Source organism: Microbulbifer okhotskensis (assembly GCF_023895975.1).
Taxonomy (GTDB): Bacteria; Pseudomonadota; Gammaproteobacteria; order Pseudomonadales; family Cellvibrionaceae; genus Microbulbifer; species Microbulbifer okhotskensis.
Window position 1 is genome coordinate 1 of sequence record NZ_JALBWM010000149.1, and the last position, 7,642, is coordinate 7,642.

Here is a 7,642-nt window from a genome sequence, read left to right on the forward strand (position 1 = left end):
TATTCTAGGTCTATTCTGTTCGTTTTTACACCGATTTATATGGGACAGCCCTGGGGGAGACCCCTACCAACAAAACAATCACCTATGACGCAGTAGAATTCGTTAAGATTGAAGGCGGCAAAATCGTCGTGACTTGGGTCACATGGGATAAATTTGGATTTCTAAAGCAAATTGGTATATTGAAATAGTTTTATATACGAACGACTAAAGCGGGCGTTGCCATAGGCGACGCCTGGTGCTTTTGCATCAGGTTGTCGAAAGTATTACTGGCTACTTGTCTCACATCCTGGGGCAGGCTGCGATCGTTGGTGTAATTTCCGCTGTAATATTGAAACTCCTATTTCACTGCCAAAATTATTTAGGCTAATTGTCGATAGGGGGGCTGCTGGCGGTGCTCACGATAGTCAACTGGGGTCAGCAGCTTCTTTCCCCATCTATAAGATGTTCCGGTTGTATTAACCAGATTGCAAGCCTGTGATAAAAAAGGCGAAGAAGGGACGTCTTTTAGAGCCTATTTGGGAAAGACCTTTTTGTCTTTGGTTTAGGTTGAGCTTATTCCCTTTATCTTTTTAAGTGATTTTTAGGCGACAGTTACTCATGCTTTCGGGTTAATTATTCGAAGTGAGAGGCTGGTCAAATTGTAGGGTATTTGTAGTAATTTCATTAATCTCTCTATTTGGATACTGATTTTTAATCGATGGATAGGTTGTAAATATAATTGCTTTTTTGTCAATACATCCATATTGGTGGGATGCTTTATAAGTGGCAGGGTTGGGGGAGGTGATTTAACCATGTTTCTTCCAGTTGGATAATTTGTCCTTGATAGCAACCTAATTCAGGGTATGAATTATTGAAGATAATTTCAGCATTTACCTGCCTGACTGCTTGGTTCCTATGTTTTGAGGTTTAAACTTTCCTGGTGGGTGGTTTGTATAACAATTCGAGTCTTGATTTTTTTAAAATATTATATTTAACTGCATCGCATTCTTGTTTGGTGGGGTGGCTTTTCTGAAAATGGATTTTGTGGGCGTAAAGCAAAAAAACAATCTTCTTTATTGAAGAAATATACCACTATTTAAATTTAATAGATATTGTTGTTTGTTCGTTAACTACTGCGCCAAGTGTTGCAGTCGGCCGTTTACTCAAGGAATATAATGAAACGTCGCGATCTTTTGAAAGCTGCTGGGGCCCTCTCTTCGTTACCGCTTGTAGGTATGTCTCCTTTGGCCGCTCAGGCACGCAATAGGATAACGGATACCGATTTTCCGGAATCTATTATGCATGGTAGTCTGAAGGATTCATCGGGGCGGTTGTCAGTTATTCAGGGCAGTCTACCGGATGATGCCACTGGTCATTTATTGATGGCCGAAGGAATTCCGGTTGCTGCTAATCACCTTACACCAAATGGTAAGGGCGCCCTAACTCGATTGGATTTCACCGGTCGAAGCAGTAATTCCTATGTTGGTTATACCCGAAAAATGATTCGTACTGCTTCTGCCATTATGCAAGAGCAGGATCTCAGTGGTTTCGATAAGTTTAACCTGCTCGGCGGTACTATCTATTCCAGTCCAAACCTGGGGTTCATGAACTATTGTAATACCGCGCCTAACTATATGGGGGATAACCGCTTTGCAATGAGTTATGAGGGGGGAATGCCTTATGAATTTGATGCAACGACCCTGGAGATGATTACACCGATTGGTGAAGTGGATGAGTGGGCATCCAGCTTGCCCCCTCTGCTAGAGAATATCACGCCTAAAAAATGGTTGTTCCCGCAGATCCGCACTACTGGCCATCCTTTCTTTGATCTGGAGACCAGAGAGTGTATCACCATCAACTATGGCGGGAATATGGGGGACACCGGACGTTCAGGGTTTATTCGCCTGATTTCCTGGGACCAACAGGGAGCCTTCAATAGTTGGAATATTCGCGATCGCCAAGGGAACAATGCTTATATTGCTGCCAGTTCTCACTCCCTAGGAGTAACTCGAAACCATGTGGTGATCTTTGAGACCGCTGCCAGAGTTGAATCTACCCGTATATTGGGTACGCGTATTGTCTTGCCACAAGAGCATCGCACGCGCTGCTGGGTACTGCGTAAGACGGACATGGTACCCGGTCGAGAAGTGATTATTGCCGATTACCTTGAGTTGGACTTCGATACTTCCGATATTGTATGCAATTATGACGATAGCGATGGAGAAATAACGCTTTATGGCCAATATATGGGCGCTATGGATAAGTCGGAGCAGTTGTTTCGCTACGAGATCCTGCAAGAGGGTGGCCTGGTTCCCTCCTGGTTGTCGGGTTACCCTGCCGCCCCGGTCGATGTTGGTGGTCTTGTGCGGGCACGAATTCAGGTAACTTCTGAATCCGCTCAGGAAATCAAGGAGGACTACCAGCTTATCCGGGATGGGAACCTGCTTTGGGATATGAATGACCCCGCTTACCGCGGCCACTTTCAGTTTCCAGAAACATTTGACCACTTATATTGGGCCGCGGTGGGCTACCGGCCGAATTTGGTTTCTATGCGAGTGTCTTGGGCATACCGCAACTATCCCGGACGTTATTTTGGTTATTGGGATATGCCTGAGGAGGCGAGGCCTTCAGCACTGGTGCATATGGATTGTAATCAAATGCGTATTGCCGATGCTTATCAGTTCCCTGAAGACTGTGTGATGCGCACGCCTCAGTTTATGGCAAGGCCCGGCTCAACTGCACAAAATGATGGTTACGTGATCACTGCTGTGGTCAGAAAAAATCCCACCACATCAGAATCTAACGGTAAGGAATTTTGGATATTTGATGCGGCGGGAATAAGCCAAGGGCCTATCTGTATTCTTGCCAGTAGTTCGCTGGAATTTGCCACCACTAACCATGCTTTGTGGGTGCCCTCTATTGCTCGGCGCCCAGCGGCTGCTTATCGCTCTGGTTATGGCGATTTCTTACGTAGTAAAGCATCCGATCACAGCAGCAACGTACAAGATATTATCAGCAGGGAACTATTGCCTCGATTCGGTTAATTCAATGGACTAACTGTAATGCAATCATAAGGAAACAAAGGCATGTACAACCAATTCTTTTCCAGGCGATATCGTTTGTTGCGCCGGGCTACTAACCTTCTTTGTGCGGCAGGTTTATTGACTGCTGCCGGAGCCTCAGGAGCGCAACTACCTCCCCCTATTGAAGTTCCTGAGGTTATTCAAAACTACCAGGGTACTCAGGATTGTTTTCCGGGTGTTATCTATGATCCATCTTCTATTGAGGAGGTTCAGGGAATCGTGCGTGACGCTGCGGCACAGGGACGCAAGGTCATGGCAGGGACTCGCCGTTTCAACAGCCAGATTGATGCAGCTTGTGCTGGAAATGGAGAGGTTCAGGTTACCTTAAAAAATATGGATCAAGTGGTTAGCCTGGATAAGGAAAATCATTTGGTCACTGTGCAGGCCGGTATGCGCTTTAATGACCTGACTGCATACCTGCGTGAACATGAATTAGGTGTTCCGATGGTGACGGAGTTAGCGATCTTTACGATCGGAGGTATGCTCGGTAGTGGCACCCATGGCTCCACTTTCACCCAAAAAAGTAACATGATTTCCGACTATGTCACGGAGTTAAAAATCGTCGATGGCAAGGGGGATCTGCGTGTAGTAAATGGAGAAATGCTGAATGCGGCTCGCGTAAACTTAGGGGTTCTGGGAATAGTAGTAGAAGCCACTATTGAAGTTGAATCCGGTTATAAGATTCAGGCGAAAGTAAAAGGACACCGGGATGACGATGACCTTGAAAGCCTTATCCTGGATTTCGCACGAGACAATCATTCGGCGAATATTGCCTGGTTCCCTGGATTGGGTCGTTATACTGTAACCACTTACAATAAGGTGCCCCTGAATAGTAAAGGTAATGCCTATAACGCTCAGGCAGATGTCTCAGATTTCTCCGAGTACCTTTTTGGTCTTATTTTCGATAGTTTACATGAGGCTGACAGTTCTGCATTGCAGTGTTTCGCTGCTTCCCTACGCTATACCGCACGTTCCAGTTCTTACTTCCGAGATGTAGACACGGGATTTAAGAAATATATCAAACCGACTGGTCATGCGGATTTGATGCAGCACTTTGTTTGTAAAGAACCCAATAACTGCGTGTGGGATAAGCTGCCTATTGCTTTGCAGGAAGTGGCAATTCCCTTTGAAGAGCTACCTAACTGGATTGCGGATGTGCGGCAGATTGTCGCTCACAGTGAACGCACCTGCTTTCCCTTGAATGGTATCTACTTCCGATTTGGCAAGGCATCTAATAGCTACTTGGGAATGAGTTCCGGACGCGATAGTGCTTTTGTGGGAATTGAGTATACATTGCGCCAACGCGGCGAGGCTGTGCCCAAGAATTATTTTGTAAATCTGGAAATTGAACAGATGTCGCTGCGCAAGTATGGTGCCAGGCCCCATTGGGGGAAAAACTCAGTGGCAATATTTGAAGATATGCCATCGCGCTTCCCCAAGTGGTCTCAATTTCTCGATGTCAAAGCTGAGTTGGATCCTAATAATATCTTTACGAATCCCTTCTGGGAAAGGGTGAGCGGGCAGGATCCACTAGAGAATTACTTGACTCCAGAGTGCAATGCGGATGGTCAGTGTTATTGCAGAACGGATGCCCATTGTGAGTCCGGCACAAGTTGCCAGGCGGGTAATTGGTACTCTGACGCACGTATTTGTAGGGCGGAATAGCCGCTATTTGTAAGTAATGAGTGGGAGTAGCGCTGAACGCTACTCCCATCTTTGAGTGGTACCTTAGGGCTCAAAAGCCCTCTAAGAAGTATGTTCTTTGACCAGCTGGATAAATTGTTGGGGGTTTTCCAGTGGTAACATATGGTTCGCTGATGAAACCTCTATCAGTTTGGAGTTAGGGATATGATTTCCGGCTGATTTTGATGTGATTATAAAGAGTGGTCTACTTTCTGCGCCAAATGCCACCGTGGTTGGAATCTGAATTTTCGCAAGACTGACTTTGTCTAGAGTTGGCTGTTCAGTTTGAGATAATTGCAAGGGTAGAGTGTGAGCATTGTCTAATTGCTGCGTACGATATTCTGGCGATTGGCTTGAAAAATACCCGATATTGTTACCAGACCCATCAATAAGATACTCTACAGCTTCCTTAAGGTTCTCATCAGAAATTGCCTGAAAAACGCTGCCAAACATAGCCTCGGCATCTTGCATATAGGTATTCATTTCTTTGCTGTCCAGGTGCCCTGGATATCCTGGCTCATAAACAAATAGACTCTTAACTAGGGTTGGGGATTTTATGGCTGCGTTCAGGGCTACATCAGCTCCGTAAGACCAAGCGACCAGATGGACAGCCTTATTGAAATTTTCATCTAAAAACGAGATAAGATCATCGGCATGGGTATCTATGCCAAAGCTACCCATAGAATTTGATCCGTTCTTGCCGAAATGTCTCTGGGTGATAGATATCACCCTGAATTCTTGAGAGAGAATTTTGGTGTGAGCCGCCCACATTCTTTCGTCGGCAAGGGCGCCATGTAGAAGAACAAGGGTGTCGCAGGAGTCTTTCTGAAGAGGCTCGATTACTTGCAGGTTAATGCCTTTGTAAGTTTCTAATGTAGTCATCATAATAAGCAGTATGTACTGTAATTCTCAGAAATTCCGTTTTATACCTGGGTACCTTACTATCTGTATATCTTACTATCTATACCGGCGAAGGGTGCCTATTGCAATGTATTCACGGTTGCATATCAATCTGGAGGTGCACTTAGGCAAGAGGAGACCGTTGTATTTGGGGGCGATTGATAAGGCAGTGAGTAAACAGGGGGGAGCAGCTGGTCGGGGTCTATTCGGTAGTGAGGATTGGTAAGAACTCAAGGATGAAATCGCTAGTTAGTACCCAAGATCCAAAGCTATCGTAATGGTCGACTTGGCCTGATGAATTAGTCTGGGTAATTCTACGTAATCTGGTTGAAATTGACTGCACTGACTAAACTCAATAAGCAGCAGCGGGGGAAGCATTAAGTAAAACGATGGCCACGCCTGCTTCATCCCTCAGTAAAAGCAGCAACTATGGATCACGCCACAGGCGGCAAAACAAATGTTTCCTTGATCAGTGCGACGCTACTCAGTGCTACCTGCATGATAGGGTCGGGTTGGTTGTTCAGTGCGCAGTTAACGGCTCAGTATGCCGGAAATTGGGCCTTCCTTGCATGGTTGCTTGCTGCTTCTCTGGTTTGGATTGTGGGCTTGTGTCTTGCGCGTGTCGTGGCGATCTACCCGGTGCGTGGCGCATTGGTGCAAGCCAGTGCGCTTTCGCACAATAGAATTTTCGGCATGCCTTTTGCTTTTGCCAATTGGTTCGGCACCTTAATGGTTGTTGCAACTGAAGCACAAGCCACAACACAGTATTTGTCATCCGCCATTGACTCAGCATTTCTGATAGAAAATCATGTGCTCACTCCTTGGGGAAAAGCGCTAGCGCTCGGCATTCTGGCGGTTTACTTGTTGATTAACTTCTATGGAATTAGCCTGCTGGCAAAGGTCAACAATATAATTACGGTACTAAAAATATTTACCCCATTGTTTGCTCTTACCGTATTGCTCATTGTGGTGTTTAGTAGTGATACAACAAGCTCGAATTTCTCACTGGTTTCTAATCAGGAATTCGGGTTTGGCAATGCCTTTTCGGCCATTATAGGTGCTGGGCTAATCTATTCGTTTAATGGATTTCAGATTAGCGTTGCATTTGCCAGCGAAATTAAAAATCCCGAGCGTAACATTCCGCTAGCCATCACCCTGTCGATAGCGATCATTACTCTGGTGTATCTTGCGCTGCAATATGCGTTCATGGCCTCGGTACCAAATGATCTTTTGGTGGCAAACGGTGGTTGGCAAGGTTTGGATTTTGACTCTCCACTTTTAGATCTTGCTACCTTGCTGGGCCTCCACTTTCTGGCGATGGTGCTGCTTGCAGACAGTGTAACTAGCCCTTCGGCCGCAGGATATACTTACCTTGGGGCCTCATCGAGGGTCCTGTTCGCGATGGCGTCCGTAGGCCAAATGCCCCGTTGGTTGGCTGTTTTAGATCCAGTCCATAATATTTCCAGGCGGTCTATGCTGACTAATTGGCTATTGGCGGCCATTGTTCTTGTTAATGCCGAAAGCTGGGCGGAACTTATGGTGATCGTTACAGGATATCATGTAATCGGTTATATGGCCGCTCCTATCAGCATGGGTGCACTTGAGCCACAAACTCGTTGGTTTGGTGGGGGAGTGTTTGCCTTGCTTGGACTGATATTATTGACAATACCGCCATCTTCATTGTTTCTGGTTAGTATCTCCTTGACCGTTCTGATATGCCTGTATGGTTTCTTACAAATCGCTGATACGGGGGCGCCGAAACTGGTAGCTTTCGCCTTGCCATTTCTCGCCTATTTATGGTTTTTATATTTCGTGCAAATTATTTGGGTGGTAGTAATTGTATCTGTTGTTTTTTATCTGTTAGTATCAACTCAATTATATGTGAAGTTTTGTAAAACCTATAGAAAATATATAGGTGAATATTAAAGTGCACTATTATATACCAACACTTCGGACAGTTTCATGCAGCTATAGCCCCATAGTCACTGTACCGCTCG

At 45.6% G+C, this 7,642-nt stretch carries 4 protein-coding genes and 1 pseudogene; 4 read left to right on the forward strand and 1 reads right to left on the reverse strand.

Annotated features, from left to right (window positions below; all coding sequences use genetic code 11):
• Positions 1-26: 26 nt before the first annotated feature.
• The 3 genes and pseudogenes from MO867_RS24130 to MO867_RS19665 all read left to right on the forward strand — a co-directional run.
• Positions 27-188, forward strand: a pseudogene (locus MO867_RS24130) (ester cyclase); the annotation flags it as partial.
• A gap of 966 nt (positions 189-1,154) precedes the next feature.
• Positions 1,155-3,023: a carotenoid oxygenase family protein gene (locus MO867_RS19660; RefSeq protein WP_252472274.1), complete on the forward strand. Its 1,869-nt coding sequence runs from the start codon at positions 1,155-1,157 to the stop codon at positions 3,021-3,023.
• Positions 3,024-3,065: 42 nt separating this feature from the next.
• Entirely contained in the window at positions 3,066-4,727 is a 1,662-nt protein-coding gene (locus tag MO867_RS19665) for a D-arabinono-1,4-lactone oxidase (protein WP_252472276.1), read from the forward strand.
• Positions 4,728-4,808: 81 nt separating this feature from the next.
• Here the strand turns inward: MO867_RS19665 and MO867_RS19670 are convergent, their stop codons facing one another.
• Positions 4,809-5,630, reverse strand: a complete 822-nt coding sequence (locus tag MO867_RS19670; protein WP_252472278.1) for an alpha/beta fold hydrolase — start codon at positions 5,628-5,630, stop codon at positions 4,809-4,811.
• Between the two features lie 444 nt (positions 5,631-6,074).
• Between MO867_RS19670 and MO867_RS19675 the strand changes: the two genes are divergently transcribed.
• Positions 6,075-7,571, forward strand: coding sequence for an APC family permease (locus MO867_RS19675; protein ID WP_252472280.1), 1,497 nt, complete (start codon positions 6,075-6,077; stop codon positions 7,569-7,571).
• The last annotated feature ends 71 nt before the right edge of the window (positions 7,572-7,642 follow it).